The 24,418-nt window shown below is 65.2% G+C and carries 21 protein-coding genes and 1 pseudogene; 9 read left to right on the top strand and 13 right to left on the bottom strand.

All coding sequences use genetic code 11. The features are described from left to right. The first annotated feature begins 37 nt into the window (after positions 1 to 37). Positions 38 to 1,528: a sensor domain-containing diguanylate cyclase gene (locus tag JKP78_RS11470; protein WP_186686336.1), complete on the top strand. Its 1,491-nt coding sequence runs from the start codon at positions 38 to 40 to the stop codon at positions 1,526 to 1,528. On the opposite strand, the gene JKP78_RS11475 is transcribed toward JKP78_RS11470, so the two are convergent. Next, complete coding sequence (locus tag JKP78_RS11475; protein ID WP_200626679.1) at positions 1,525 to 2,001, bottom strand: ferritin-like domain-containing protein; 477 nt, start codon at positions 1,999 to 2,001, stop codon at positions 1,525 to 1,527. The genes JKP78_RS11470 and JKP78_RS11475 overlap by 4 nt on opposite strands. Positions 2,002 to 2,202: 201 nt before the next feature. Between JKP78_RS11475 and JKP78_RS11480 the strand changes: the two genes are divergently transcribed. Beyond that, positions 2,203 to 2,424 carry a DUF3820 family protein gene (locus JKP78_RS11480; RefSeq protein WP_170034042.1) on the top strand — a complete coding sequence of 74 codons (222 nt, stop codon included), beginning with the start codon at positions 2,203 to 2,205 and terminating at the stop codon, positions 2,422 to 2,424. Positions 2,425 to 2,483: 59 nt separating this feature from the next. Here the strand turns inward: JKP78_RS11480 and JKP78_RS11485 are convergent, their stop codons facing one another. Genes JKP78_RS11485 through ptsP form a run of 3 tightly spaced genes read right to left on the bottom strand, consistent with a single transcriptional unit; the run spans position 2,484 to position 8,020 of the window. Beyond that, a complete protein-coding gene (locus JKP78_RS11485; protein WP_200626680.1) occupies positions 2,484 to 4,223 on the bottom strand; it encodes a PTS fructose-like transporter subunit IIB in 1,740 nt (579 codons plus the stop codon). Next, positions 4,220 to 5,167 carry a 1-phosphofructokinase gene (gene pfkB / locus JKP78_RS11490; RefSeq protein WP_200626681.1) on the bottom strand — a complete coding sequence of 316 codons (948 nt, stop codon included), beginning with the start codon at positions 5,165 to 5,167 and terminating at the stop codon, positions 4,220 to 4,222. Before pfkB ends, JKP78_RS11485 begins: the two co-directional genes overlap by 4 nt. After that, the gene (gene ptsP / locus JKP78_RS11495) at positions 5,168 to 8,020 is read right to left on the bottom strand and encodes a phosphoenolpyruvate--protein phosphotransferase (RefSeq protein ID WP_200626682.1); all 2,853 of its coding nucleotides are present in this window, start codon (positions 8,018 to 8,020) and stop codon (positions 5,168 to 5,170) included. Between the two features lie 283 nt (positions 8,021 to 8,303). On the opposite strand from ptsP, the gene cra reads away from it, so the two are divergent. Together cra and JKP78_RS11505 are read left to right on the top strand one after the other, a co-directional pair. Beyond that, positions 8,304 to 9,299 carry a catabolite repressor/activator gene (gene cra, locus JKP78_RS11500; RefSeq protein ID WP_170028300.1) on the top strand — a complete coding sequence of 332 codons (996 nt, stop codon included), beginning with the start codon at positions 8,304 to 8,306 and terminating at the stop codon, positions 9,297 to 9,299. Positions 9,300 to 9,301: 2 nt separating this feature from the next. Then, positions 9,302 to 10,078, top strand: coding sequence for a TatD family hydrolase (locus JKP78_RS11505; protein ID WP_200626683.1), 777 nt, complete (start codon positions 9,302 to 9,304; stop codon positions 10,076 to 10,078). A 167-nt stretch (positions 10,079 to 10,245) separates the two neighbouring features. Here JKP78_RS11505 and ampE read toward each other — a convergent pair whose 3' ends face one another. The 3 genes from ampE to JKP78_RS11520 all read right to left on the bottom strand — a co-directional run bounded on the left by ampE (position 10,246) and on the right by JKP78_RS11520 (position 13,894). Next, positions 10,246 to 11,076: a regulatory signaling modulator protein AmpE gene (gene ampE / locus JKP78_RS11510; protein WP_170028298.1), complete on the bottom strand. Its 831-nt coding sequence runs from the start codon at positions 11,074 to 11,076 to the stop codon at positions 10,246 to 10,248. Then, positions 11,073 to 11,645, bottom strand: coding sequence for a 1,6-anhydro-N-acetylmuramyl-L-alanine amidase AmpD (gene ampD / locus JKP78_RS11515; RefSeq protein ID WP_200626684.1), 573 nt, complete (start codon positions 11,643 to 11,645; stop codon positions 11,073 to 11,075). Before ampD ends, ampE begins: the two co-directional genes overlap by 4 nt. Positions 11,646 to 11,746: 101 nt before the next feature. Next, the gene (locus JKP78_RS11520; protein WP_200626685.1) at positions 11,747 to 13,894 is read right to left on the bottom strand and encodes a DUF1631 domain-containing protein; all 2,148 of its coding nucleotides are present in this window, start codon (positions 13,892 to 13,894) and stop codon (positions 11,747 to 11,749) included. Between the two features lie 242 nt (positions 13,895 to 14,136). Here JKP78_RS11520 and nadC point away from each other — a divergent pair, with 242 nt between their 5' ends. Further along, positions 14,137 to 14,985: a carboxylating nicotinate-nucleotide diphosphorylase gene (gene nadC, locus JKP78_RS11525; protein WP_200626686.1), complete on the top strand. Its 849-nt coding sequence runs from the start codon at positions 14,137 to 14,139 to the stop codon at positions 14,983 to 14,985. A 125-nt stretch (positions 14,986 to 15,110) separates the two neighbouring features. On the opposite strand, the gene trxB is transcribed toward nadC, so the two are convergent. After that, positions 15,111 to 16,073, bottom strand: coding sequence for a thioredoxin-disulfide reductase (gene trxB, locus JKP78_RS11530; protein ID WP_170028294.1), 963 nt, complete (start codon positions 16,071 to 16,073; stop codon positions 15,111 to 15,113). 331 nt (positions 16,074 to 16,404) lie between these two features. Here trxB and cysZ point away from each other — a divergent pair, with 331 nt between their 5' ends. Further along, positions 16,405 to 17,133, top strand: a complete 729-nt coding sequence (cysZ, locus tag JKP78_RS11535; RefSeq protein ID WP_170028293.1) for a sulfate transporter CysZ — start codon at positions 16,405 to 16,407, stop codon at positions 17,131 to 17,133. Between the two features lie 162 nt (positions 17,134 to 17,295). Here the strand turns inward: cysZ and JKP78_RS25430 are convergent, their stop codons facing one another. Together JKP78_RS25430 and JKP78_RS25435 are read right to left on the bottom strand one after the other, a co-directional pair. Then, a complete protein-coding gene (locus JKP78_RS25430; protein ID WP_442793985.1) occupies positions 17,296 to 17,727 on the bottom strand; it encodes a methyl-accepting chemotaxis protein in 432 nt (143 codons plus the stop codon). A 156-nt stretch (positions 17,728 to 17,883) separates the two neighbouring features. Further along, positions 17,884 to 18,633 (bottom strand): annotated as a pseudogene (locus tag JKP78_RS25435) (PAS domain-containing protein); the annotation flags it as partial. Positions 18,634 to 18,789: 156 nt separating this feature from the next. Between JKP78_RS25435 and JKP78_RS11545 the strand changes: the two are divergent. Further along, a complete protein-coding gene (locus JKP78_RS11545; RefSeq protein WP_200626688.1) occupies positions 18,790 to 19,980 on the top strand; it encodes a glycosyltransferase family 4 protein in 1,191 nt (396 codons plus the stop codon). Between the two features lie 79 nt (positions 19,981 to 20,059). Here the strand turns inward: JKP78_RS11545 and JKP78_RS11550 are convergent, their stop codons facing one another. After that, entirely contained in the window at positions 20,060 to 20,542 is a 483-nt protein-coding gene (locus JKP78_RS11550) for a glutathione peroxidase (RefSeq protein WP_200626689.1), read from the bottom strand. 143 nt (positions 20,543 to 20,685) lie between these two features. Continuing rightward, positions 20,686 to 21,171 (bottom strand): FKBP-type peptidyl-prolyl cis-trans isomerase, encoded by a 486-nt coding sequence (locus JKP78_RS11555; protein WP_170028289.1) that lies wholly within the window; start codon positions 21,169 to 21,171, stop codon positions 20,686 to 20,688. Between JKP78_RS11555 and JKP78_RS11560 the strand changes: the two genes are divergently transcribed. Together JKP78_RS11560 and pta are read left to right on the top strand one after the other, a co-directional pair. Then, the gene (locus tag JKP78_RS11560) at positions 21,170 to 21,472 is read left to right on the top strand and encodes a DUF3565 domain-containing protein (RefSeq protein ID WP_200626759.1); all 303 of its coding nucleotides are present in this window, start codon (positions 21,170 to 21,172) and stop codon (positions 21,470 to 21,472) included. The genes JKP78_RS11555 and JKP78_RS11560 overlap by 2 nt on opposite strands. A gap of 31 nt (positions 21,473 to 21,503) precedes the next feature. Beyond that, a complete protein-coding gene (pta, locus tag JKP78_RS11565) occupies positions 21,504 to 23,591 on the top strand; it encodes a phosphate acetyltransferase (protein ID WP_186686359.1) in 2,088 nt (695 codons plus the stop codon). Positions 23,592 to 23,627: 36 nt separating this feature from the next. Here pta and JKP78_RS11570 read toward each other — a convergent pair whose 3' ends face one another. Then, positions 23,628 to 24,347, bottom strand: a complete 720-nt coding sequence (locus JKP78_RS11570; protein ID WP_170028287.1) for an OmpA family protein — start codon at positions 24,345 to 24,347, stop codon at positions 23,628 to 23,630. Between the last annotated feature and the right edge of the window lie 71 nt (positions 24,348 to 24,418).

The following is a 24,418-nucleotide window of genomic DNA, read 5'->3' on the forward strand; positions in this document are numbered from 1 at the left end:
GGCCGCCGCGAATGGCCCTGCCCACGCAGTAGCGAGCATGACCCCCCGACCCCCGCGTTTCGCACTTTACAGGTCACACCCCGAGCTGTTCCTCAACCTGGGCAGTTGCCTTGCCGTGCTCGCCATCGTGGCCATCGTCAGCTACCTGCTGGCCCGTGAGCGCGATAGCGTCGAGCTGTCGGCGATCCGCTCGTCCAACAACATCGTCCAGCTGATCGAAAGCGATATCCTGCGCAATGTCGAACTCTACGACCAGTCCCTGAAGGGCCTGATCTGGGCAGTCGGGCGCCAGGAGCTGCCAAACATACCCGGCCCGCTGCGCCAGCGCCTGCTTTTCAATGAAGCCTTCGTCGACCGCAAGCGCGGTGATGTGCTGTGGCTGGACAAACAGGGCAATGTGGTAGGCGACTCCACCAGCAGCGTACCGCGTACAGCCAATTTCGGCGCTACCGGGGTGTTTCAGGCGCACCAGCGCGATGCCAACCTCGGCCTGCTGGTGGGCCCACCGTTCAAGGCGCAGCTCGGCGACCTGGACTGGTGCATCAGTTTCAGCCGACGCATCTCCGGCGCGGATGGCGAGTTTGCCGGGGTGGCAGCTGGCGCGCTGCGCCTGTCGTACTTCAGCGAACTATTTCAGCGACTGGACATTGGCGACGACAGCAGCATCAACCTGATCAACACCGACGGCCAACTGCTCGCACGCCAGCCATCACGTGCACAGGACCCGCTGATTGGCACCAACTTCGCCGACCGCCCCAATTTCAAACGCATCCTCAACGAACAGAGCGGCAGCTTCACCGCCCGCTCCGGCAGTAGTGCAAAACTGCGCATCTATACCTTTGCCCGGGTCCCGCAGCTGCCGCTGATCGTACTGGTGGCGCACTCGGCCGACGAAGTGTTCCAGTCCTGGCGCCGCACCGCGATCATGGTCAGCGTCGCCACCGGCGTACTGTGCGTGGGCATCCTCTGGCTGACCCTGCTGCTGGGCCGCGAATTACGCCGCCGGCACGAGGCCGAACAAGGCCTGGAAACACTGGCCTCCACCGACAGCCTGACCGGCCTGGCCAACCGCCGTCGCCTGGACCAGGTGTTGCGCCAGGAGTGGGCGCGCGCGCAACGCAACCGCAAGCCGTTGGCGGTATTGATGGTGGATGTGGACCATTTCAAGGCCTTCAACCAGCGCCATGGCCACGCGGGAGGCGACCATGCCCTGCGCGAAGTGGCCAAGACCATCGAGGCTTGTATCCGCCGCCCTGCCGACCTGGCGGCGCGCTATGGTGGGGAGGAATTCCAGGTGGTGCTGCCGGAAACCGACCTGGCAGGCGCACACTGGCTGGCCGAACGTATCCGCGCCAGTGTCGAAGCACTGACGCCGTTCGCCGATGATGCCCACTCGGTCACGGTGAGCATCGGCATCGGCGTTTCCGGCACCCAGCACGACCTGGCAAGGGTGCTGGGTGCTGCGGATGAAGCCCTCTACCGGGCCAAGGCCAAGGGCCGCAACCGGGTAGAGGGGCCGGCCGATTAGGAACTGGCGCGTACAGCGTTGCGCAGTGCCTTGACCTGGTCATGATTGCGCTGCACGCCCTGCAGCTGCTTTTCCACCAGGTTGTAGGTCTGGTCGCTGGCGGTGCGGCCCAGTTTTACCAGTTTTTCCCGGGCGTCCTTGTAGGCCTTGAGTGCGTAGTCTTCACCACGCTCGACCTCGTTCAACACGGCCTCTTCGCTCTTGCCGGTAAGCATCGACTTGAAGTTGACCCAGCCACGGTGCAGGTCGCCGCTCAGGCTGGTCGAGGTTTCCGGATCACCGCCCAGGCGCCGCACCTCGCTTTGCAGCTCACCAGCAGCATTGGCGCACTCGCCGGCACGTTGCACGAAGAAGGCTTTCAGCTCCGGGTTCTTGACATCATCGGCCGATTCACGAAAACCCTTTTCGCCGTCCTTGCTGTACTCGATCAGGTCGTTCAGTACGTCGATCACATCTTTGTTCGGGTTGCTCATGGCAATACTCCTTGGCAGGTGATAGTCCACTAGATGGGAGCAGTGATCGTGCCAACCCGCTTCAAAAACAAAACACACCAAATATCAAATAGTTAGCTTGATTAACGGAAGCCCGGCAAGCGGCGTTCTGCATGATTGCCGCTTGGGCGTTCGTGCACTTTGCAGTATGGTCGGCACTCTCTCCTGCCAGGTGCGCCGATGATGAAGCCGGAAACCCTAGAACTGCTGGTGACCCGCAGCATGCCGTTCGGCAAGTATCAGGGCCGGCTGATCGCCGACCTGCCGGGGGACTACCTGGCATGGTTCGCCCGCAAAGGCTTCCCGGCAGGGGAACTGGGTGGGTTGTTGGCGTTGATGCACGAGATCGACCATAACGGGTTGGGCGACTTGCTGGTGCCACTGCGGCAGAAGCATCGACGCTAGCCGGCAGCGGCCACCTCGCGGTTGAATCCGCGAAGCGGCCAGTGCGCCAACCCAGGCCTCTAGACTTTCGCCGGTGCTACCGCCAGCTCTACCCCTTCGCTCTTCTTGATCAGCGCATACACCACCGCCGTCAGCAAGCTACCGGCCACGATCGCCAGCAGGTACAGCGCCGCATGGTTGATCGCATTCGGGATCAGCAGCACGAACAGGCCGCCATGCGGCGCCATCAGCTTGCAGCCGAAGTACATCGACAAGGCCCCGGTCAGCGCGCCGCCGGCGATGCTGGCGGGGATGACCCGCAGCGGGTCCTTGGCGGCAAACGGTATCGCCCCTTCGGAAATGAAGCACAGGCCCAGCGCCAGGGCTGCCTTGCCCGCCTCGCGCTCGCTTTGGGCGAACTTGCGACGGGCCACGAAGGTGGCAATACCCAGGCCGATCGGCGGCACCATGCCCGCGGCCATGGTCGCCGCCATCGGCGCGTAGCTCGACGAGGCCAGCAGCCCCACCGAAAAGGCATAGGCGGCCTTGTTGATCGGCCCGCCCAGGTCGACGCACATCATGCCGCCCAGCAACAGCCCCAGCAGGATGGCGTTGGTGGTGCCCATGCTGTCGAGGAAGTGAGTAAGGCCGTCGAGCATCGCCGCCACCGGCTGGCCAACCACGTAAATCATCACCAGCCCGGTGAACAGGCTGGCCAGCAACGGGATGATCAGGATCGGCTTGAGCGCTTCCAGGCTGCTGGGCAAGCGTGCCCAGCGGGCGATGGCCTTGGCGCTGTAACCGGCGAGGAAGCCGGCGACGATGCCGCCGATGAAGCCCGCACCCAGGGTGCTGGCCAGCAGCCCGCCGATCATGCCGGGGGCCAGCCCCGGGCGGTCGGCGATCGACCAGGCGATGTAGCCCGCCAGCAATGGCACCATCAGCTTGAATGCCGCCTCGCCACCGATCTGCATCAACGCCGCTGGCAGGGTCCCCGGCTGTTTGTAGGCCTCGATACCGAACACGAACGACAGGGCGATCAGCAGCCCGCCCGCCACCACCATGGGCAGCATGAACGACACACCGGTAAGCAGGTGCTTGTACACCCCGGTCTTCTCGCCCTTGGTTGGCGTAGCCGCTGCCGAGGCATCGGCGCCGCTTTCCACCTTGGCTTCGGCCAGGGCCTTGTCCAGGGTGGCACGGGCCTGCTTGAGGGCGATGCCAGTGCCGCAGCGGTAGATGCGCTTGCCGGCGAAACGCGCGGTGGGCACTTCGATGTCGGCAGCCAGCAGGACCACGTCGGCGGCGGCGATGGCTTCGGCAGACAAAGGGTTGCGCGCGCCGACCGAACCCTGGGTCTCGACGGTGAGCTGGTAGCCCAGTTGCTGCGCGGCCTGCTGCAGTGCTTCTGCGGCCATGAACGTGTGCGCGACGCCGGTCGGGCAGGCGGTGACCGCGACGATGCGTGCACCGGCACCGGCCAGCTCGGCCGGGCCGGTTGCCACTGAAGTCAGCAGCTCGGCATTGGCGGCGGCTTCGTCGAGAAAGCCCTCGCGGTCGGTCAAAGCCTGGGACGGCGTACTTTGGTAGACCCGCTTGCCGACGAAGCGGGCGAGTTCCACCGGCCCGGTGCTGATCACCAGTACCCAGTCGGCCTCGGCGATCTGCGCGGCGCTCAGTTTCCGCTCGGGGTGCTCTGCGTCCTGTACCTCGACGCTGGTACTCCAGCCGCGCCGCTGGGCCGCGGCAGACAGCAAACGCGCGCTCAGCACGCTCGACACCTGGCCGTTGGGGCAGGCGGTGACAATGGCAATGTTCATCGGCAACCCTCTTGTTGTTCTGTCAGTTGCACGGCGGCTTGCAGGCGCGCCAGTTGCTCCCGGTCACAGATGCCGAACCCCACCTGGGTAACGGCCTGGGCGGCGATAGCGGTGGCGCGGGCCAAGGTCTGTGCCGGGGCTTCGCCCTGCAGCAGGCCATGGACCATGCCGGCTACCAGCGAATCCCCCGCCCCAACCGTGCTGGCTACCTGCACCTTGGGCGGGCGGGCATGCACGGCGAGCTCGCGGGTGAACCAGCTGACACCCTGCTCGCCCGCCGACACCACCACGTGTTCGATGCCACTGGCCACCAGGCGGGCGGCGGCGGCACGCTGCTGTTGCGGGTTATCCACAGCCAGGCCCAGCACTTCGCCCAGCTCTTCGGTATTCGGCTTGACCAGCCAGGGGATGCTCTGCAAGCCAGCACGCAGGGCTTCGCCACTGCTGTCCAGGGCAACCTTCAGCCCCAGGGCTTTCAATCGTTCGAGCAACTGGCAGAACCACTCGGCACTGATGCCGCGCGGCAGGCTGCCCGCCACCACCACCGCGTCATGCCCCGGCGCAACCTGCTCCAGCAGGCGCAACAAGGCGCTGCGGGCCGCCTCGTCGACCTCCGGGCCCTGGCCGTTGACGTCGGTGACACGACCATCGGCCTCGACCAGCTTGATGTTGCTGCGGGTCTCGCCGGGCACACGGACAAAGCAGTCGGCAAAGCCACGCCACTGGATCAGCGCTTCGAACGGCTGCAGGTTATCGCGGCCGAGGAAGCCGCCTACCGTGACACTGTGCCCCAGGTCGGCCAGTACCTGGGCAACGTTCAGCCCTTTGCCCGCGGCGTGGCTGTGCTGCGTCTGGCTGCGGTTGACCTGCCCCGGGCGCAGGGTCCCCAGGCCGATGGTGATATCCAGCGCCGGGTTCAGGGTGAGGGTGAGGATCTTGGCCATTCAGTAACGCTCCACCAGCGCGCGAACCGCTGCGGCGCTGTCCTGTTGCAGGGCCTCGCGCGCCAGGGCGCGGGCCGTCTGGTGATCGGCCTGGCGGACCAGGGCCTTGACTTCGGCAATGCTGCGCGCCGCAACGCTGAGCTCGTCCACGTCCAGGCCGAGCAGCACCGCCACCGCCTGCGGGTCGGCCGCCAGTTCGCCGCACACGCCCACCCACTTGCCATGGGCATGCGCGGCGCGCACGGTCATGTCGATCAGGCTGAGCACCGCCGGATGCAGGCCATCGGCCTGGGCCGAAAGGCTCGGGTGGCCACGGTCGATGGCCAGGGTGTACTGGGTCAGGTCATTGGTGCCGATGCTGAAGAAGTCGACTTCGCGCGCCAGTTGCGCGGCCAGCAGGGCTGCCGACGGCACTTCGACCATGATGCCCAATTGCAAATCGGCCACCGGGATTTCCGCCCGCAGGCGCTCGACCATGGCCCGCGCTTCGCGCCACTCGTGCACCTGGCCCACCATCGGGAACATGATGCGCAGCGGGCGCTGGTCGGCGGCCCGCAGCAAGGCGCGCAGCTGGTCCTCCATCACCTGCGGGCGCTGCAAGGTCAGGCGTACCCCACGCACGCCGAGGAACGGGTTTTCCTCGGCAGCGATCGGCCAGTACGGCAGCGGCTTGTCGCCGCCGACATCGAGGGTACGCACCACCAGCGGGCGACCGTCGAGGCCATCGAGCACGCGCCGGTATTCCGCCTCCTGGGTGGCCACGTCCGGCACCTGGGGGTGGGCCATGAAAATCAGCTCGGTGCGCAGCAAGCCCACGCCTTCGGCGCCCTGCTCCACCACCTTGGCGATGCCGCTGCTTTCGCCGATGTTGGCGAACACCTCGATGGCATGCCCATCGCGGGTGACTGCCGGCTCGAAGCGGTTGGCCCAGGCCGCCTGCAGGCGTTGCTCGCGCAGGTCCCGCTCGGCCAGGGCACGTTGCAGTTCATCTGCCGGTGGCGCCACGCTGACCACGCCGCGCTGGCCATCGAGCAGCAACGGCGTGCCCGCCTCCAGCAGCAGGATCGCGGCACCGGCGCCGACCACCGCCGGGATGCCCAGGGCACGGGCGACAATCGCGCTGTGGGCGGTGGCGCCGCCCTGGGCAGTGACGATACCGGCAACACGGCTCGGGTCCAGCCGGGCGACATCGGACGGGCCGACTTCAGTCATCACCAGGACGTAAGGCTGTTGCGGTTCGGCTTGCGCCTGCACGCCACACAGTTGCGCCAGCACCCGGCGACCGATGTCGCGCAGGTCAGCGGCACGTTCGGCGAGCAAGGCATCGTGCAGCGACTCCTGCTGGCGTGCCGCCGCCTCGATCACCGCCATCCACGCCGCCGCGGCGCTCTCGCCCTGGGTCAGGCGCTGCTCGACATCGTCGCTCAGGGCCGGGTCGGCGAGCATTTCCTGGTGGGTCACGAAGATCTCGCCAATGGCCTTGTCACTGCGCTGGACCAAGGCTTGCAATTCGCTGTTCACAGTCGCCACGGCTTCACGCAGCCTCTGCCGCTCCTGGGCGTACGACTCGCCGCGCAGGGGGTAGTCGAACTCGCGCTCGACACACACGTGGGCCGGGCCGCTGGCAATACCCGGGGCGGCGCCCACGCCCTGGACACGGCTACCGGCCGGCGGTGCCTGCAGCACTTCGGCGGTGGCGCTGACGGCAGCCGCGCTGCCCTGCGGCAACGGTTCCACCTCCTCGCCCAGACCTTGTTCGATGGCAGCCAACAGCACCGGCAAGGCATCGGCGGCAATAGTGGGTTCAGCCACCAGTTCCAGCGCCTGGCCACGACGGGCGCCGAGGCTGAGCAACTTGCTCAGGCTCTTCACCGACACCGCTGGCTGCGCGCTGTCGACCAGGCGCACGCGGATTTCCCCCTCGAAACCTTTGGCCAACTGCGCCAGCACCTTGGCTGGGCGGGCATGCAAGCCATGCGGGTTGGCCAGCACGATACGCGCGCTGGGCCAGTCCGCCGGCGCCTCTCCGCCCAGCACTTCCAGGACTGCGCGGCTGCTGGTGGCCTGGTAGAGCATCTGCCCGCGCCCTTCGATCAGTACTTCACACAGGCGTTCGAGCAAGGCCTGGTGGGCTGCGCCGAGGCTGGCCAGGCAGAACAGGCCGTTGAGCGGCTGGTCGCGATAGCGCAATGGCTGTTGCGGGGTGATGAAGGCCAGCCCCGGCTGACGCACCTGGCGTTCGCTGTGCAGCCACCACAGGCCCTCGCCCAGCGGTAACGGTTCGGCCTGCTGCAGCACGGCAGCGAACCCGCTGTCGACGCACTCGGCCCGCTGCAACAGGCGAGCGCCGCGCCAGGCCAGTTCGTCGAAGTCTTCAGCAGGCAGGTTCAGGCCGACCAGTTGCGCATCCAGGGCCAGTTCCTGGGGCGCGCCTTGCAACAGTTTCAGCAACGCCTCGGCGGAGCCGGCGCGACGCAGCGCTTCGGCCAGGTCGGTCTCGCCCAGGGCGCGGGTCAGCAGCTGCAACAGGCGCAGGTGTTCGTCGGAACGGGCGGCGATGCCAATGGCCAGGTAGACCATTTGCCCATCGCCCCAGTCCACACCCTCGGGAAACTGCAGCAGACGCACGCCGGTGGCGTACACCAGGTCGCGCGTCTGCGGGGTGCCGTGGGGAATGGCGATGCCCTGGCCAAGGAAGGTGGAGCCCTGCACCTCGCGGGCCTGCAGCCCTTGCAGGTACCCTTCGGCGACCAGGCCGTCGGCGACCAACCGGTCGGCCAGCAGGCACAAGGCCTCGGCCTTGGTGGCGGCCTTCTGGCCCATGGCTATCTGCTCCTTGGCGAGCTCGAGCATGACCTTCTCCTTTTGCAGTTCCCGGTCGGGTACTGGAGTATTGTTGTGGAATTCACATGAACGGCCAGTTCGACAGCCTTGCACGATGGCAGCCGAGGCAGAAAAATCGGCAGCTGAAACGTTTAATCTGACCAGGCGGCCACGTTACTCGATAATCTGCCAGGGAAAAAGCCCCATCCTGTCGGACAATTGCGACAATGGTCGTCTGCGCGTGGCGCCGCTGCCGGGTCAAACTACCCGGTCAGGCTTCACAGCCAGCCCCGGTAATAACAAGGAAAATTCGGTGAAACTCAGCGATATCGCCCGTCTGGCCGGTGTGTCCGTGACCACTGCCAGCTACGTCATCAATGGCAAGGCCGAACAACAGCGCATCAGCAACAGCACCGTCGAGCGGGTGCGTGCGGTGGTCGAAGCCCATGGCTTCACCCCCAACCCGCAGGCTGCTGGCTTGCGCAGCCGGCATACGCGTACCTTGGGCTTCATTCTCCCCGATCTGGAGAACCCCAGCTACGCGCGCATCGCCAAACAGCTTGAACAAGGCGCCCGAGCCCGTGGCTACCAGTTGCTGATCGCCAGCAGCGATGACCAGCCCGACAGCGAGCGCCAGTTGCAGCAGCTGTTCCGCGCGCGCCGTTGCGATGCGCTGTTCGTCGCCAGCTGCCTGCCACCGCAAGACGACAGCTACCGCGAACTGCAGGACAAAGGCCTGCCGGTGATCGCCATCGACCGCCGCCTGGACCCGGCGCACTTCTGTTCGGTCATCAGCGACGACCGCGATGCCAGCCGCCAACTGGCCGCCAGCCTGCTCAGCGCGGCCCCGCGCAGCATCGCTCTGATCGGCGCACGCCCGGAGCTTTCGGTCAGCCAGGCGCGTGCCGGCGGCTTCGACGAGGCCCTGCACGGTTATGCCGGCGAAGTTCGCCGCTACCAGGGCGAAGCCTTCAGCCGTGAATGCGGCCAACGCCTGATGCAACAGCTGATTGGTGACCTCGGCGGCCTGCCGGACGCCCTGGTGACCACCTCCTACGTGCTGCTGCAAGGGGTGTTCGACGCCCTTCAGGCGCGCCCGGCCGACTCACGCCAGCTGCAGCTGGGCACCTTCGGCGACAACCAGCTGCTCGACTTCCTGCCGCTGCCGGTGAACGCCATGGCCCAGCAGCATGGCCTGATTGCCGCCACCGCGCTGGAACTGGCACTGGCCGCGATCGAGGAGAAACGTTACGAACCTGGCGTGCACGCGGTCGGTCGAACCTTCAAGCAACGCATCGCAGCGGCCTGAACATGCGCCTGATCGACACCCATACCCACCTCGACTTCCCCGATTTCGACGCCGACCGCCCGCGCCTGCTGGCCAATGCGGCGGCGCGCGGGGTGGAACGAATGGTGGTGCTGGGCGTTTATCAGACCAATTTCCAACGCGTGTGGGACCTGGCTTGCAGCGATCAGCGCCTGTTCGCCGCGCTCGGCCTGCACCCGGTCTACCTCGACCAACATCGCCCGGAGCATCTGGCGCAATTGCGCGAGTGGCTGGAGCGCCTGCGTGGCCACCCTCGGTTATGTGCCGTTGGTGAGTTCGGCCTGGACTATTACCTCGAAAACCTGGACAAGGCGCGCCAACAGGACCTGTTCGAAGCGCAACTGCAAATGGCCTGCGACTTCGAGCTGCCGGCCCTGCTGCATGTGCGCCGCAGCCACGCCCAGGTGATCGCCACGCTCAAGCGCTACAAGCCGGCGCGGGCGGGGGTGATTCATGCCTTCGCTGGCAGTTACGAAGAAGCCCGGGAATACATCAAGCTGGGCTTCCGGCTTGGGCTGGGAGGAGCAGGTACCTGGCCGCAGGCGCTGCGGCTGCGCAAGACCCTGGCACGGTTGCCGCTGGACAGCGTGGTGCTGGAGACCGATGCACCGGACATGGCACCGGTGATGTACCCGGGGGAACGGAACAGCCCGGAGCACCTGCCGGAGATCGCCACGGTGCTGGCAGAGGTGATGGGGGTGGACGTCGGGGAGCTGGCCGCAGCCAGCAGCCGCAATGCTTGCGAGGTGTTTGGCTGGTAGCAGCTGGATCGCCTCGGCCCCAGGATTTCATGATCTTTGCCGAAGCGGCCTTGGGTCGCGAAGGGCCGCAACGCGGCCCCGACCATCAGGTGGCGAATCTGCACCCCCGGGGCTGCTGCGCAGCCCATCGCGACACAAGGCCGTTCCTACAAAGGAACGCGTCTACGTCAGACCAGTACCGTCCACAGCGCAAACCCGGCATACCACAGCACCGCACAGCGCAGCAGCAATTCCCACAGGCTGTCCAGCCGCCCCAGCCCACGCTGGTCGTCTTCTTCCTCTGGAATGTCATCGGCAATGCGCCCGACCCGAGCCACCAGATGCGCGGCGCTGATGTGCCAGTTCAGCAACTCATGCAGCATCACCCGTGTGACCGCGACAAAATTGCCCACCAAGGCAAAGCTCAATGCCAACACCCGCACCGGTAACCAGTCCATCACATGCCGTAGCTGCTCGGCACGGGCCTTGAGCGCTGGCTGCTTGCTGTGCTCGCCACACAGTGCCAGCAGACGATAGGCCAGCGCGGCGCCCGGGCCGAGCACGAAGTACCAGAAGATCACCGCGAAAAAGCCTTGGTATACCTGCCACAACAGGTTGCCCTGAACGCTTACCAGCAAGCTGCGGGGATTGTCGGCAGCCAGCCCCAGGTCACGTTCTGCCACGTGCAGCGCGGCTTGGTCATCGCCCCGGCGCCAGGCGTCGCGGAACGGCCCCAGCGATGCCTTGGCATCGCCGCGGCCCAGGCTGTAGATCAGCACCAGCAGATGCACCGGCAAGGCCAGCAGGCCATACGCCACAGGGTCCAGCACATGCAGCAGCAACACCAGCAACGCGACCGGAGCCAACACCAGAATGGCCAGCGTCCACCACGGGTGCACCTTGCCGCTGCGCTCCAGGCGCACCAGTTCGCCAAGGAAGAACCCGTCACGCTGCACCTGATGGCGCAACGCCGAGAACTTCTCGACCCACAGCGCCAGCAACAACACCAGAAAACTCATGCCTTGTCCTCGTTGTGCAGCAGCGCCTTGCGGTAGCGTGGCCAGTCGAAGGCCGGGCCAGGGTCGGTCTTGCGCTGCGGGGCAATGTCGCTGTGGCCTTGGATACGGCTGAGGTCGATGGCCGGCCAGGCGTTGCGGATATGCCGGGTAAGTTGCTCCAGCACTGCGTACTGGGCATCGGTATAGGGCAGCTCGTCAGTGCCTTCCAGCTCGATACCGATGGAGAAGTCGTTGCAACCCTCGCGCCCGTCGAAGCATGACACACCGGCATGCCAGGCACGGTCGTGCAATGACACGAACTGGGTCACCGCGCCGTCGCGCTCGACGAACAGGTGCGCCGACACGGTCAGGTGGTTGATGCTGGCGAAATACGGATGCTCGTCAGGGTCCAGGCGGTTCTGGAAGAATTGCTGGACCTTGCCGGTGCCGAAACAGGCCGGAGGCAGGCTGATGTTATGGATCACCAGCAGGGAAATCGATTCGCCCTGGGGGCGGGCATTGAAGTTCGGCGAGGGGCAGTGGGTGATTCCGATTCCGTGGAACCAGCCAGTGGCACGGTCCAATTGCATGGGGGCAGATCCTGAAAGCGCCGTGAACAGGGCATCAGTATGCCCTGTGGCCAAGGCCGTTTGCATGTGAATGATTGTAATGTTTGCGCCTACAGGCCTGGTTACTGTCGCAACGCCTGGAGCACCGCGTCCAGCGCCCGCTCGAACAGCAGGCCGTCGTCCAGCACCCGCACCTCGCCCCGGTGCAGGGCCCGGGCCAGGCTGGCGCCGTTCCACTCGCGCACTTTCATGCCGGTGCGGTTGGCAAACACCAGCCTGTCGCTACTGTCGATGCGCGCCACCAGCTTGCAGCGCAGCGGCTCGTCCTCGTCGAGCACCTCGACCCAGGTACCGATACGCAGGCGTTGGACCTGACGCAGCGCAGCGGCCTGGCCATGGGCGACATGCAACGGCGCGCAGGCGGGCTCTTCGGCAATGGCCAACACGATATCCTCGGCCACCAGCACCTCGCCCAGGCGTTGGCCCTCTGCGCCAGGCTGTAGCTCGGTGCCGGCGCAGGCGCGCAAGTGCAACTGCTCCAGTTGCAGGAAGAATTCGCGGGTCGCGGCCGAGTCCGGGGCCACGCTGGCCAGGCCATCGCGCAGTGCCTTGAGCAGGCCAGGCACCTGCTGCAACAAGGCTTGTGTTTCATGCGGTGGGGTGATGCTGGCCAGCAGCGCGTCCATGGTCTGCACTGCATCCCGCCAGGCCTGGGAAGCCTCGCCCTGCTTGAGCCAGGCCAGCAGCATGACCTGGCTCCACGACTGCACCAGCATCTGCACCACCACCTGCGGCCATACCCGGCCTCGCAGGCGCTGGTTCAGCGCATGCTGCACCTGTTGCCTGGCCTGCTGGGCGCGGGCACGCCCTTCTTCGGCATCGCGGGTGCGTTGTTCGAGCAGTTCGTTGCGCCGCCGCTCGTCCTGGTTGAAAGCGAGGAAGTCTTCCAGCAGTTCAGCGAACAGGCTGGTATTTTCGGCAAAATCGTTGAGCAGGCGCTGGATGGTCCGCTCCACGCGCAGATGCAGGCTGTCGCGCAGACCATCGCCGGCACATTCCCAGCCGATGGCGGCACCGGCGATCTCGTTGAGCAGCCGCCTGGCCGGGTGGCTGGCCCGGCTGAACAGCCCCTTGTCCAGCAGGGCGACTTTCAACAGCGGAATATGCAGGCGCACGATCAGCGCGCGCAGGCTGGCCGGCAAATTGTCGTCGTTGCGGATGTAGCCGAACAACAGGCCTACCAGGTTGATCATGTCCTCGTCGGCCACTTCGATGCGCCGGCGTGTGCCGCTGCGCACGCTGACCCGCAAGAGCAACTGTTCAAGCTGCTGGCCGAGTTCGAAATCCTCGTCTTCGTGGGTAGCGGGCACGTAGTGCTGCAAATGGGACAGCAACCGCAGCAGGTCGGCGGTGCTGATCGGCTGGGCAGCGGCTACCGCTTGCAGACGCGGCGCAAACTGCCCGCGCAACGGCGCCAGCAGGGGCTGCAACGCGGCAAAGAAGGCCTGCCCTGCCGCGTCGGCGCCAACCTCCTGCGCCAGGTTCGCCGTGCCACGTCGAGCGCCCATACGCCGGTCTTCGGCACGCCGGCGCGGTGCCGGCGGCAACTCGGGGAGCACGCCTGCTGCAGCCAGCAACTGGTTGGCTTCGCCATAGATGACGTCGGCATCGCGCAGTACATAGCGCTCGAACAGTTTCAGCAGCACCAGCTTTACCCGCAGGCCAACCCCCAGGTTACGCCCGGCATCGAGGAAGTAGCCACACAGTGCAGCCGGCCCCAATGGGTTGTGCTGCTCATGCAGCGGGCGATCGAGCAGTGCCTGCAAGCGCAGGCCCAGTTGCTGCAGGGCAATGCCGTCACGCGACAGCACCCGCGCGACCATGCCTTCGATCGCGGCGGCCCGCTCGGCCTGGGCCTTGCTGCGCAGGTCGCGAGGATCGCCCAGGTGGGCCAGCAGGTCGACCTGGCCCATCCGGGAAAAGGCGTCGTAGAAGGTGTCGAGAAAGCCCCGTTCGATGCTCTTGCGCTTCAGGCGCAGGTCGCGCATGGCCTCGAAGTAGAGGTTCTGGTCCCCACGGTCGAATGCCTTGTCGGCCATTTCGAAAAGGGTGTCGTCGGCGTTGTCGAACAAGCCTTGCAAGCCCTGGCGCAACTGCAAGGCGGCTTTGTCGCGCACTTGCAGAAGCAATACCGGAAGGCAAGGCAGGGGCGCACGCCCCCCTCGGTCGATGGCGGCCGCCAAGGGCACCACCTTGCCTTCTTTTTGCATCCTGGACTCCTTGCAGGGTGTCTCGCCCGAAGGGGCTGAAGATCGTCAAAGCTATGACGCCAAATACTGGTCGCTATTATCGGCAAAAAACCATACCGCTGCCAGCGCCGTTTCACTCGCTGGCTAGTGACCCCGATTTGCCCCGGTTGCTCAATGCGCCCGACCGAAGGTCGCTGCCAAGGCGGCTGTACACACCGGCCCCCTGCCCTATAATCGCGGGCATCTAGCTTGTGGAGCCGACCATGCCGAACCTACGCCTCGCCGATCTGACCGCTGAAATCGAAGCCAACGTGCGCCGCGCGCTGTTGGAGGACATCGGCAGTGGCGATATAACCGCGCAGTTGATCCCGGCCGAGCGCCTGGCCAAGGCGACCATCATCACCCGCGAAGACTGCGTGATTGCCGGCACCGCCTGGGTCGATGCGGTGTTTCGCCAACTCGACCCGCGGGTGGCGGTGCACTGGCAGGTGGCCGACGGCGAACGCGCCACGGCCAACCAGGCGTTGTTCCACCTGGAAGGCCCGGCACGCTCGCTGCTCAGCGGTGAACGCAGTGCGCTGAACTTCCTGCAGTTGCTGTCGGGTGTGGCCACCCGAGCACGCTTTCTCGCCGACCTGGTGCAAGGCACCCAGGTACGCCTGCTGGACACCCGCAAGACCTTGCCCGGCCTGCGCCTGGCGCAGAAGTACGCAGTGACCTGTGGCGGCTGCGACAACCACCGCATTGGCTTGTACGATGCCTTCCTGATCAAGGAAAACCACATTGCAGCCAGTGGCGGCGTGGCCGAGGCAGTGGCAGCCGCGCACCGTATTGCACCGGGCAAACCGGTGGAAATCGAAGTGGAAAGCCTGGACGAACTGCGCCAGGCGCTGGTCGCCGGTGCGGATATCATCATGCTCGACGAGCTGAACCTGGAGGAAATGCGCGAAGCGGTGCGCATTACCGCCGGCAAGGCCAAGCTCGAGGCCAGCGGCGGGGTCAACGAGCAGACCTTGCGCGTGATTGCCGAGACCGGGGTGGACTACATCTCGATTGGTGCCATGACCAAGGACGTGAAGGCAGTGGACCTGTCGATGCGACTGAGCCTGTAATCGAATTGCAGGCATGAAAAAACCGGCCTCTGGCCGGTTTTTTCATGCGACATCTGGGGCGTAGCCATTCTGTTGCAATGGCCTTGTGTCGCGATGGGCCGCAAAGCGGCCCTGGCATTCCCGGATCAGAACGAGGCGTTGGCCAGACCGTCCAGGTAACGCTCGACGTCCAGTGCCGCCATGCAACCGGCACCGGCCGAGGTGATGGCCTGACGGTAAACGTGGTCAGCCACGTCACCGGCGGCGAACACGCCCTCGACGTTGGTGGCGGTGGCATTGCCTTCACGGCCACCGTTGACCACCAGGTAGCCGTCCTTCAGGGTCAGCTGGCCTTCGAACAGCGAGGTGTTCGGGGTGTGGCCGATGGCGATGAACACGCCGTCGACCTTGATTTCGTCGCTGCTGCCGTCGTTGTTCTTCAGGCGCGCACCGGTCACACCCATGTTGTCGCCCAGTACTTCATCCAGGGTGGCGTTGAGCTTGAGCTCGATCTTGCCTTCGGCGACACGGGCGTGCAGCTTGTCGACCAGGATCTTCTCGGCGCGGAAGGTATCGCGACGGTGCACCAGGGTGACCTTGCTGGCGATGTTGGCCAGGTACAGCGCCTCTTCAACGGCAGTGTTGCCGCCGCCGACCACGGCAACCGGCTTGTTGCGGTAGAAGAAGCCGTCGCAGGTGGCGCAGGCCGAGACACCTTTGCCCATGAACGCTTCTTCGGACGGCAGGCCGAGGTAGCGGGCGCTGGCACCCGTGGCGATGATCAGCGCATCGCAGGTGTACTTGCCACTGTCACCCTGCAGGGTGAAGGGCTTGTTGGCCAGGTCGACGGCATTGATGTGGTCGAAGACGATTTCGGTTTCGAAACGCTCGGCGTGCTCCTGCATGCGCTGCATCAGCGCCGGGCCGGTCAGGCCATGGGGGTCGCCCGGCCAGTTGTCGACTTCGGTGGTGGTGGTCAGCTGGCCGCCGGCCTGCATGCCGGTAATCAGCAGCGGCTTGAGGTTGGCGCGGGCGGCGTACACCGCGGCACTGTAACCGGCAGGGCCGGAACCGAGAATGATGACGCGCGAATGACGTACTTCAGACATGTCGAACTCCTGTCGAGCGGGCCGCACGGGCCGGCATCGTGTGCACCGGCTGCGCCAGCTGGAATTTAAAAGGGACCCACGCAGCACTTGGGGAAGGCTACAACGCGCAGGCCCGAAAAGCGGAAAGTTGAACGCACTGTAGCGAGGTGGCAAAGATTAAGGAAATATCCTTAGACAATCCACCTCATAGGCATCGCCTATCCATCGATTTGTTCGGATAGCCATGGGCTGGCGCTTTTGTTACACCCCGTTTCCCTGCCGCTGCCCGCCTTTCGTCGGCGCGGCAAACTCGGTAAGGTCAGCGCGTTTACCTTCTCTGCGGAGTCTCCCGATGCAAGCCCCTGTCCTGTCTGGCCCCCAGTACCTGCGCGAAGGCCTGAAACTGGTGCTGAGCCCCAACCTGCGGTTGTTCGTGCTGCTGCCGCTGGCGGTCAACCTGCTGCTGTTCGGTGGCCTGATCTACTTCGCCGGCCACCAGTTCAGCCTGTGGGTGGATGCCCTGATGCCCACCCTGCCGAGCTGGCTGAGCTTCCTCACCTACATCCTCTGGCCGCTGTTCGTCGCCCTGGTGGTGCTGATGGTGTTCTTCACCTTCACCCTGGTGGCCAACATCATTGCCGCACCGTTCAATGGCTTCCTGGCGGAAAAGGTCGAGGTGGTGCTGCGTGGCGAAGACACCTTCCCGGCCTTCAGCTGGGCCGAGCTGGTGGCCATGGTGCCACGTACCTTCAGCCGCGAAATGCGCAAGCTGGGCTACTTCCTGCCACGGGCCATCGGCCTGTTCATCCTGTCGCTGGTCCCGGTGGTCAACGTGGTGGCTGCGCCGCTGTGGCTGATCTTCGGGGTCTGGATGATGGCCATCCAGTACATCGACTACCCGGCAGACAACAACAAGATGAGCTGGCAGGACATGCTCGCCTGGCTGCGCCAGAAGCGCTGGCAGTCGCTGGGCTTTGGCGGCATCACCTATCTGGCGCTGATGATACCGCTGGTGAACGTGCTGATGATGCCGGCAGCGGTGGCCGGCGCCACGTTGTTCTGGGTGCGGGAGCGCAACTGACGCCAAGGCCGTACGCATTCCCGGTAGGAGCGGCCTTGTGTCGCGATAGGGCCGCACAGCGGCCCCAGTCGATTGTATGCCTCAGCGCTGCAATGCCGGGGCCGTGTTGCGGCCTGTCGCGATACCACGCCGCTTCTACAGGAACCAGGTCCGGCTTGGGTTTCACTGCCCCAACCGGCTGGAAAACTGCCCCACCACATCCACTACCCGCTTCGCCCCGTCCTGGATCTCGACAATCACCTCGCCCGTCTCATCGGCCAGCGCCAGCCCCTGCTCGGCCTGGCGCTTGCTGGTGTCGATGATGGCCACCGCCGCCTGGGCCAGCTGCTCGTTCTGCTGCACCACCCGGGCGATTTCCTCGGTGGCGGTGCTGGTGCGCGAGGCCAGCTGGCGCACTTCATCGGCAACCACGGCAAAGCCACGGCCCTGCTCACCAGCGCGGGCCGCTTCGATGGCCGCGTTGAGCGCCAGCAGGTTGGTCTGCCCGGCGATGTCGCTGATGGTCTTGATGATCGAGCCGATCACCCGCGACTGGGTGTCCAGCGCCTGGATGCCCTCGGCGGCTTCTTGCATCGAGGCTTCCAGCCCACGCATCACGCTGACCGTCTGGGTCACCACATCGGTCGCCTTGCGGGCACTGGCATCGGTGCCAAGCGAGGTGTTGAACGCCACGTCCGCCGCCTCGGCCACGGCCTGCTCCTGGTTCACCTGGTCGGTGATGACGGTGGCGAACTTGACCACCTTGTACAGTACGTCATGGGCGTCGAAGATCGGGTTGTACGAAGCCTCCAGCCAGACCACCCGGCCGTGGGCATCGATACGCTTGAAGCGGTCGGCAACGTATTCGCCACGGCGCAGCTTGTCCCAGAACGCCTGGTAGCCCGCCGAGTTGACCTCCTCCGGCTCGCAGAACATGCGGTGATGCTTGCCACGGATCTGTTCCAGGCGATAGCCGAGCGCGGACAAAAACCGATCATTGGCGGTGAGAATGGTGCCGTCGAGGGAAAATTCGATCACCGCAGTGGAACGCATCAATGCCTTGATCAGGCTCTCGTGCTCCCGAGAGGTCTCGATGGTACGCGTCAGGTCGCTGGAGTGCAGGGTGAAGTACTTGATGCGCCCCTGGCTGTCCTTGACCGGTTGCAGGATCGACCGCAGCCAGGCTTCCTGGCCATTGCCGCGCAGCAGACGGAAGGCGCCGTTCAGGTGCTCACCGCGGCTGATCGCACTTTTCATGCGCTGGTAGAAGTCCAGCGTCTTCACGTGCGCAGGGACGATTTCCTCGATGTTGCGGCCAAGCAGTTGTTCGGCACGGTAGAGCATCTCGCTCTCGAAGTTGCCGTTGACCATCTCGATCCGCCCCTGAGGGTCCAGTTGCAGTACCAACATCTCGCTGTCGAGGCTGCTCTTGACCTGTTCGATGGACATCAGGTCTTCACGCAGTTGCCGGATTTCTTGCTTGAGCTTGTTGTTGAACATCACCGCTCTCCTGGAGCGCATCAGGTCGTCGAATGCTTCTGCATCGGCTGCCGGCCACAGCTTCTTGAGTGCCTTGCAAGGAAAATTTCACAAACCCGGAACGTCAGCGATCAGGCGTCATGCATCTGTCACAACGCCGTCACATCGGCGCAACTCAGGGGGCGGAAACTTTTTGTCATGAATACACCCGCGCTACGTATCACGCTGGTCAGCGAAACCTTCCCACCCGAAATCAATGGTGTGGCCAACACCCTTGGCCGGCTCAGCGAAGGCTTGTGTCAACGCGGCCACACGGTCGAGGTGGTGCGCCCGCGCCAGGCCGGTGAAGGACCACAGCACAACGACCCGGCCTTGGTGCTGTGCCGTGGCTGGCCACTGCCCGGCTACCCGGGTTTGCAGTGGGGCGAGGTGTCGATGCACAAGCTGTTGCGTCGCTGGCGTCGGCAGCGCCCGGATGTGTTGTACATCGCCACCGAGGGGCCGCTGGGGCTCAGCGCCTTGCGCGCCGCGCGGCGCCTTGGGGTGGCCGTGGTCAGCGGTTTTCACACCAATTTCCCGCAGTATTCCGGCCAGTACGGGCTGGGCCTGCTGACGCGCTTGCTCACCCATTACCTGCGCTGGTTCCATCGGCGCACGGCCACCACCCTGGTACCCAGCCTCAGCCAGCGCCTGGAACTTGAACGCCGTGGTTTCGAACGCCTGGCACTGCTGGCAAGGGGGGTCGATGCCGGCCTGTTCAATCCGGCACGCCGCAGCCAGGCATTGCGCGACAGCTGGGGGCTTGGCCCGGACGATATCGCCGTACTGCACGTCGGCAGGCTGGCAGTGGAAAAGAACCTGAGCTTATTGCGCCCATGCCTTGATGCGTTGCACAAGGCTTATCCGCAAAAGCGCCTGCGCCTGATCGTGGTCGGTGATGGCCCGCAGCGCAGCACCCTCGCCCAGCAGTTGCCCGATGCCGTGTTCTGCGGCGCCCAGCGCGGCGAGGTGCTGGCCGAGCACTATGCCAGCGGTGACCTGTTCCTGTTCCCGAGCCTGACCGAGACCTTTGGCAATGTGGTGCTCGAAGCCATGGCTTCGGGGTTGGCGGTAGTCGCCTATGACGAGGCGGCCGCAGCGCAGCATATTCGCCACGGGCACAGCGGTGCACTGGCCATGCCGGGCGACCAGGCGGCATTTGTCGATGCCGCCTGCTGGCTGCTGGAAGAAGCGGAAACCTTGCGCCGGGTGCGCCTGAATGCACGGCAGCATGCCAGCCGCCAGGGCTGGCCGGCGATTGTCGAGCAGTTCGAGGGGTATCTCCATGCAGCCCGGAACCAGGCTGCGAGTGCACCAGCTTCGAGGCTGGGTTCCACGCGATCTGTGTAGGAGCGGCCTGGTGTCGCGACCGGGCTGCAGAGCAGCCCCTCGATAGTGTGGCAATCCTGCATACATCGCGTCAGGCGCTTCAGGCCAAGGCTTTCTCGATTGCCTGCACCACCGCAGGATCATCCGGTGCCGTGCGCGGCGAAAAACGCGCCAGCACCCGCCCGTCCTTGCCGACCAGGAATTTCTCGAAGTTCCAGGTGATGTCGCCGGGGAATTCGGCGCCCTCGCCCGCCAGCAGGCGATACAGCGAATGGCGATGTGGCCCGTTGACTTCCAGCTTGGCGCCCAGCGGGAAGCTCACCCCGTAATTGAGGCTGCAGAACGCCTGGATTTCCTTTTCACTGCCCGGCTCCTGGCCGGCAAACTGGTTGCACGGCAGGCCCAGCACGTTGAAGCCCTTGTCCTTGTAGTCCTGGTAGAGGTTTTCCAGGGCCTTGTACTGCGGCGTCAGGCCACACTTGGAGGCTACGTTGACCACCAGCACCACTTGGCCCTTGAAGGGGGCGAGAGGCAGCTCCTTGCCGTCCAGCCCCTCCAGTTTCAGGTCGTGAAATGCACTCATGATGAATCCCTCTCAGGTTGCCGGTTGCCGCGCAGGCGAATTCCACCCACTAAAAAGGCGCCCGGCCAAGCCGTCCACCTCCCGAAGGAAGGCAAGTCGGCTTGCCCGAGCGCCTGGCGACTTTCTGAGCTTAGCGCAGAAAATCAGTGGTGATGGCCACCTTCACCGTGGATGTGACGGTGAGCGATTTCTTCATCGCTGGCGTCACGCACGTTGACTACCTTGACCTGGAAGGTCAGGCGCTGGCCGGCCAGCGGGTGGTTGCCGTCGACAGTGATGTCGTCGCCGTCGATGTCGCGGATGGTGACGATCTGCATCTGGCCGTCCGGCGCCGAAGCGTGGAACTGCATGCCCACTTCCAGCTCGTCGACGCCTTCGAACAGGCTGCGGTTCAGGGTGCTGACCAGCTCGGCCAGGTATTCACCGTAGGCGTCTTCCGGCTCGACGGAAACGTTCAGCTCGTCACCGGCCTGCTTGCCTTCCAGGGCTTTTTCCAGGCCCGGGATGATGTTGCCGGCACCGTGCAGGTAAACCAGCGGCGCGCCACCGGCGGAGCTGTCGATGGTCTCCCCGGCGTCGTTGGTCAGGGTATAGTCGATGGAGACAGCCTTGTTGGCGGCGATCAGCATGGGGCAAGACCTTTTGCAAAAGAATGTAGAGCGGACAAGTGTAACCAAGCCATCGCCCGATTGCGACCGCACTGCGGATGAGCAGCGGCCCATCAGTCGGATCATCGGCTTTCACCAGGACGAACAAGGCCACTGGGTGGTCGAACTGTCCTGCGGCCATACCCAGCATCTGCGCCACCAGCCGCCGTGGCAGGCGCGCCCGTGGGTGCTGGACCCGGCCCAGCGCGCGCAGCGCATCGGCCAGCCTTTCGCTTGCGGCTGGTGCGCACAGGGGGCCGATAGCGCTACCCTTGGCCGCTAATTTCTTGCACCGCTTATTTCGAGAAGCACGCATGCAGACATTTTTCATTGCGCCGACCGACTTCGGTGTCGGCCTGACCTCCATCAGCCTGGGCCTGGTGCGCACCCTGGAGCGCGCCGGCCTGAAGGTCGGCTTCTTCAAGCCGATCGCCCAGCCGCACCCGGGCGACACCGGCCCCGAGCGCTCCACCGAACTGGTCGCCCGCACCCACGGCATCAAGCCCCCAGTACCGCTGAGCCTGGCCCACGTCGAACGCATGCTCGGCGAAGGCCAGCTGGACGAACTGCTTGAGGAAATCATCCGCCTGTACCAGCAAGCCTGCATCGGCAACGACGTGGTGGTGGTCGAGGGCATGGTGCCTACCCGCCACGCCAGCTATGCGGCACGGGTCAACCTGCACCTGGCCAAGAGCCTGGATGCCGAGGTGATCCTGGTCTCGGCGCCGGAAAACGAAGTGCTCAGCGAGCTGTCTGGCCGGGTCGAATTGCAGGCGCAGCTGTTCGGTGGCCCGCGCGACCCGAAAGTGCTCGGGGTGATCCTCAACAAAGTGCGCACCGACGAGAGCATGGCGGAATTCTCCGCCCGCCTGCGTGAGCACTCGCCGCTGCTGCGCGGCAATGACTTCCGCCTGCTCGGCTGCATCCCCTACCAGCCGGAACTGAACGCCCCGCGCACCCGCGACGTGGCCGAACTGCTCGGTGCCCAGGTGCTCAACGCTGGCGACTACGAGCAGCGGCGCATGAGCAAGATCATCATCTGCGCACGCACGGTGGCCAACACGGTGCCGCTGCTGACCTCGGGCACCCTGGTGGTCACCCCGGGCGACCGCGACGACATCATCCTCGCCGTCAGCCTCGCGGCGATCAACGGCGTACCGCTGGCCGGCCTGCTGCTGACCAGCGACAGCAAGCCAGACGCGCGCATCCTCGGTCTGTGCCGTGGCGCCCTGCAGGCCGGCCTGCCGATCCTGTCGGTCAGTACCGGCTCGTACGACACCGCCAACCAGCTCAACTCGCTGAACCGTGAAATCCCGGTGGACGACCGCGAGCGCGCCGAATTCATTACCGACTTTGTCGCCAGCCACCTCGACGCCGCCTGGTTGCACCAGCGTTGTGGTACCCCGCGCGAACTGCGCCTGTCGCCGGCGGTGTTCCGCTACCAGTTGATCCAGCGGGCGCAGCAGGCCAACAAGCGCATCGTCCTGCCGGAAGGCGCCGAGCCACTGCTGGTGCAGGCTGCAGCCATCTGCCAGGCCCGTGGCATCGCCCGCTGCGTGCTGCTGGCCAGGCCAGAGGAGGTCGATGCGGTGGCCCGCGCGCAGGGCATCACCCTGCCACCGGGCCTGGAAGTTCTTGACCCGGAACTGATTCGCGGGCGCTACGTGGAGCCGATGGTCGAGCTGCGCAAGAGCAAGAATCTCAATGCGCCGATGGCCGAGCAGCAACTGGAAGACCCGGTGGTGATCGGTACCATGATGCTGGCGCTGGATGAAGTGGATGGCCTGGTATCAGGCCTGGTGCACTCGACCGCCAACACCATCCGCCCGGCCCTGCAGCTGATCAAGACTGCCCCAGGCTCGAGCCTGGTGTCGTCGGTGTTCTTCATGCTGTTCCCCGAGCAGGTGCTGGTGTACGGCGACTGCGTGATGAACCCGCACCCGAGCGCTGCCGAACTGGCCGAAATCGCCCGGCAGAGTGCCGAATCGGCGCAGGCCTTCGGCATCGCACCGCGCGTGGCGATGATCAGTTATTCAAGCGATTCGGCCAGCGATGAAGAAGTCGAGAAAGTGCGCGAAGCGACCCGCCTGGCGCAGGGGGCGGCACAGGAGCTGCTGATCGACGGGCCGTTGCAATATGACGCAGCAGCCAACCCGGCGATTGCCCGTGAACTGGCGCCAGACAGCCCGGTGGCCGGGCGTGCCACGGTGTTCGTGTTCCCCGACCTGAATACCGGCAACACCACGCACAAGGCAGTGCAGCGCAGTACCGACGGGGTCAGCCTGGGGCCCATGCTGCAGGGGCTGCGCAAGCCGGTGAACGACTTGCCGCGTGGGGCCCAGGTAGACGATATCGTGCATACCATCGCCCTGACGGCGATTCAGGCCAGCGTGGCGCGCTAAAAGCTGGGGCCGCCTTGCGGCGGCCCCAAGGGTCGATCAGGGATACTGCTGAACCTGGCCTTGCTGGTCATACTGCTGACCCGGAATCGGCTTCAGGTTCACTTCCACCCGACGGTTCTGCGCACGGCCATTGGCATCGGCGTTGCTGGCGATCGGCTGGTCCGGGCCCATGCCACGTACCGAAATACGCGAGGCATCCACACCCTGCGAGGTCAGGTAGGTGCTGACCGCCTGCGCGCGACGCTGGGACAGGTCCATGTTGTGCTGGCGGCTGCCGGTGCTGTCGGTGAAGCCGACCACCTCGATGGTGTTCTGGTTGAACTGCTTGAACGAGTTGGCCAGGTTGTTCAGCGGCGAATAGAAGCTTGGCGCGATATTCGCGGAGTCGGTGGCGAAGGTGATGTTGCCCGGCATGATCAGCTTGATCTGGTCACCCTGGCGCTGCACTTCCACGCCGGTGTTGGCCATTTGCGCGCGCAGCTCGGCTTCCTGCTTGTCGGCGTAGTAGCCATAACCGGCGGCGGCGGCACCCACGGCGGCGGCGCCGATCAGCGCACCCTTGCCGCGGTTGTTGTGGTCGATGGCGGCACCGGCAATAGCGCCGGCCAGCGCGCCCAGGCCACCGTACTTGGCGGTCTTGCTCATCCCTGTGGAGCCCTGCGCCTGACCCTGGCTGTCATACGGGTTCTGGCCGGCACAGCCGGTCATCAGGGCAGCGGCGGTTGCGACGATAATCAGACGACGCATGGTGAACATGGACAAGCTCCTACTGAATTCATGAATGCGAGAGATCGCAAACGGATCTATGCCAGCCTTGGATTGCGCAG

The organism is Pseudomonas sp. LAM2023, from assembly GCF_016620375.1.
GTDB classification, from domain to species: Bacteria; Pseudomonadota; Gammaproteobacteria; order Pseudomonadales; family Pseudomonadaceae; genus Aquipseudomonas; species Aquipseudomonas anuradhapurensis.

Coding starts and splice junctions, on each gene's coding strand:
- JKP78_RS11470 (WP_186686336.1), top strand. CDS start 38: ATGACCCCCCGACCCCCGCGTTTCGCACTTTACAGGTCACACCCCGAG.
- JKP78_RS11475 (WP_200626679.1), bottom strand. CDS start 2,001: ATGAGCAACCCGAACAAAGATGTGATCGACGTACTGAACGACCTGATC.
- JKP78_RS11480 (WP_170034042.1), top strand. CDS start 2,203: ATGAAGCCGGAAACCCTAGAACTGCTGGTGACCCGCAGCATGCCGTTC.
- JKP78_RS11485 (WP_200626680.1), bottom strand. CDS start 4,223: ATGAACATTGCCATTGTCACCGCCTGCCCCAACGGCCAGGTGTCGAGC.
- pfkB (WP_200626681.1), bottom strand. CDS start 5,167: ATGGCCAAGATCCTCACCCTCACCCTGAACCCGGCGCTGGATATCACC.
- ptsP (WP_200626682.1), bottom strand. CDS start 8,020: ATGCTCGAGCTCGCCAAGGAGCAGATAGCCATGGGCCAGAAGGCCGCC.
- JKP78_RS11505 (WP_200626683.1), top strand. CDS start 9,302: ATGCGCCTGATCGACACCCATACCCACCTCGACTTCCCCGATTTCGAC.
- ampE (WP_170028298.1), bottom strand. CDS start 11,076: ATGAGTTTTCTGGTGTTGTTGCTGGCGCTGTGGGTCGAGAAGTTCTCG.
- ampD (WP_200626684.1), bottom strand. CDS start 11,645: ATGCAATTGGACCGTGCCACTGGCTGGTTCCACGGAATCGGAATCACC.
- JKP78_RS11520 (WP_200626685.1), bottom strand. CDS start 13,894: ATGCAAAAAGAAGGCAAGGTGGTGCCCTTGGCGGCCGCCATCGACCGA.
- nadC (WP_200626686.1), top strand. CDS start 14,137: ATGCCGAACCTACGCCTCGCCGATCTGACCGCTGAAATCGAAGCCAAC.
- trxB (WP_170028294.1), bottom strand. CDS start 16,073: ATGTCTGAAGTACGTCATTCGCGCGTCATCATTCTCGGTTCCGGCCCT.
- cysZ (WP_170028293.1), top strand. CDS start 16,405: ATGCAAGCCCCTGTCCTGTCTGGCCCCCAGTACCTGCGCGAAGGCCTG.
- JKP78_RS25430 (WP_442793985.1), bottom strand. CDS start 17,727: ATGCGTGGGCTGGAAGCCTCGATGCAAGAAGCCGCCGAGGGCATCCAG.
- JKP78_RS11545 (WP_200626688.1), top strand. CDS start 18,790: ATGAATACACCCGCGCTACGTATCACGCTGGTCAGCGAAACCTTCCCA.
- JKP78_RS11550 (WP_200626689.1), bottom strand. CDS start 20,542: ATGAGTGCATTTCACGACCTGAAACTGGAGGGGCTGGACGGCAAGGAG.
- JKP78_RS11560 (WP_200626759.1), top strand. CDS start 21,170: ATGGGGCAAGACCTTTTGCAAAAGAATGTAGAGCGGACAAGTGTAACC.
- JKP78_RS11555 (WP_170028289.1), bottom strand. CDS start 21,171: ATGCTGATCGCCGCCAACAAGGCTGTCTCCATCGACTATACCCTGACC.
- pta (WP_186686359.1), top strand. CDS start 21,504: ATGCAGACATTTTTCATTGCGCCGACCGACTTCGGTGTCGGCCTGACC.
- JKP78_RS11570 (WP_170028287.1), bottom strand. CDS start 24,347: ATGTTCACCATGCGTCGTCTGATTATCGTCGCAACCGCCGCTGCCCTG.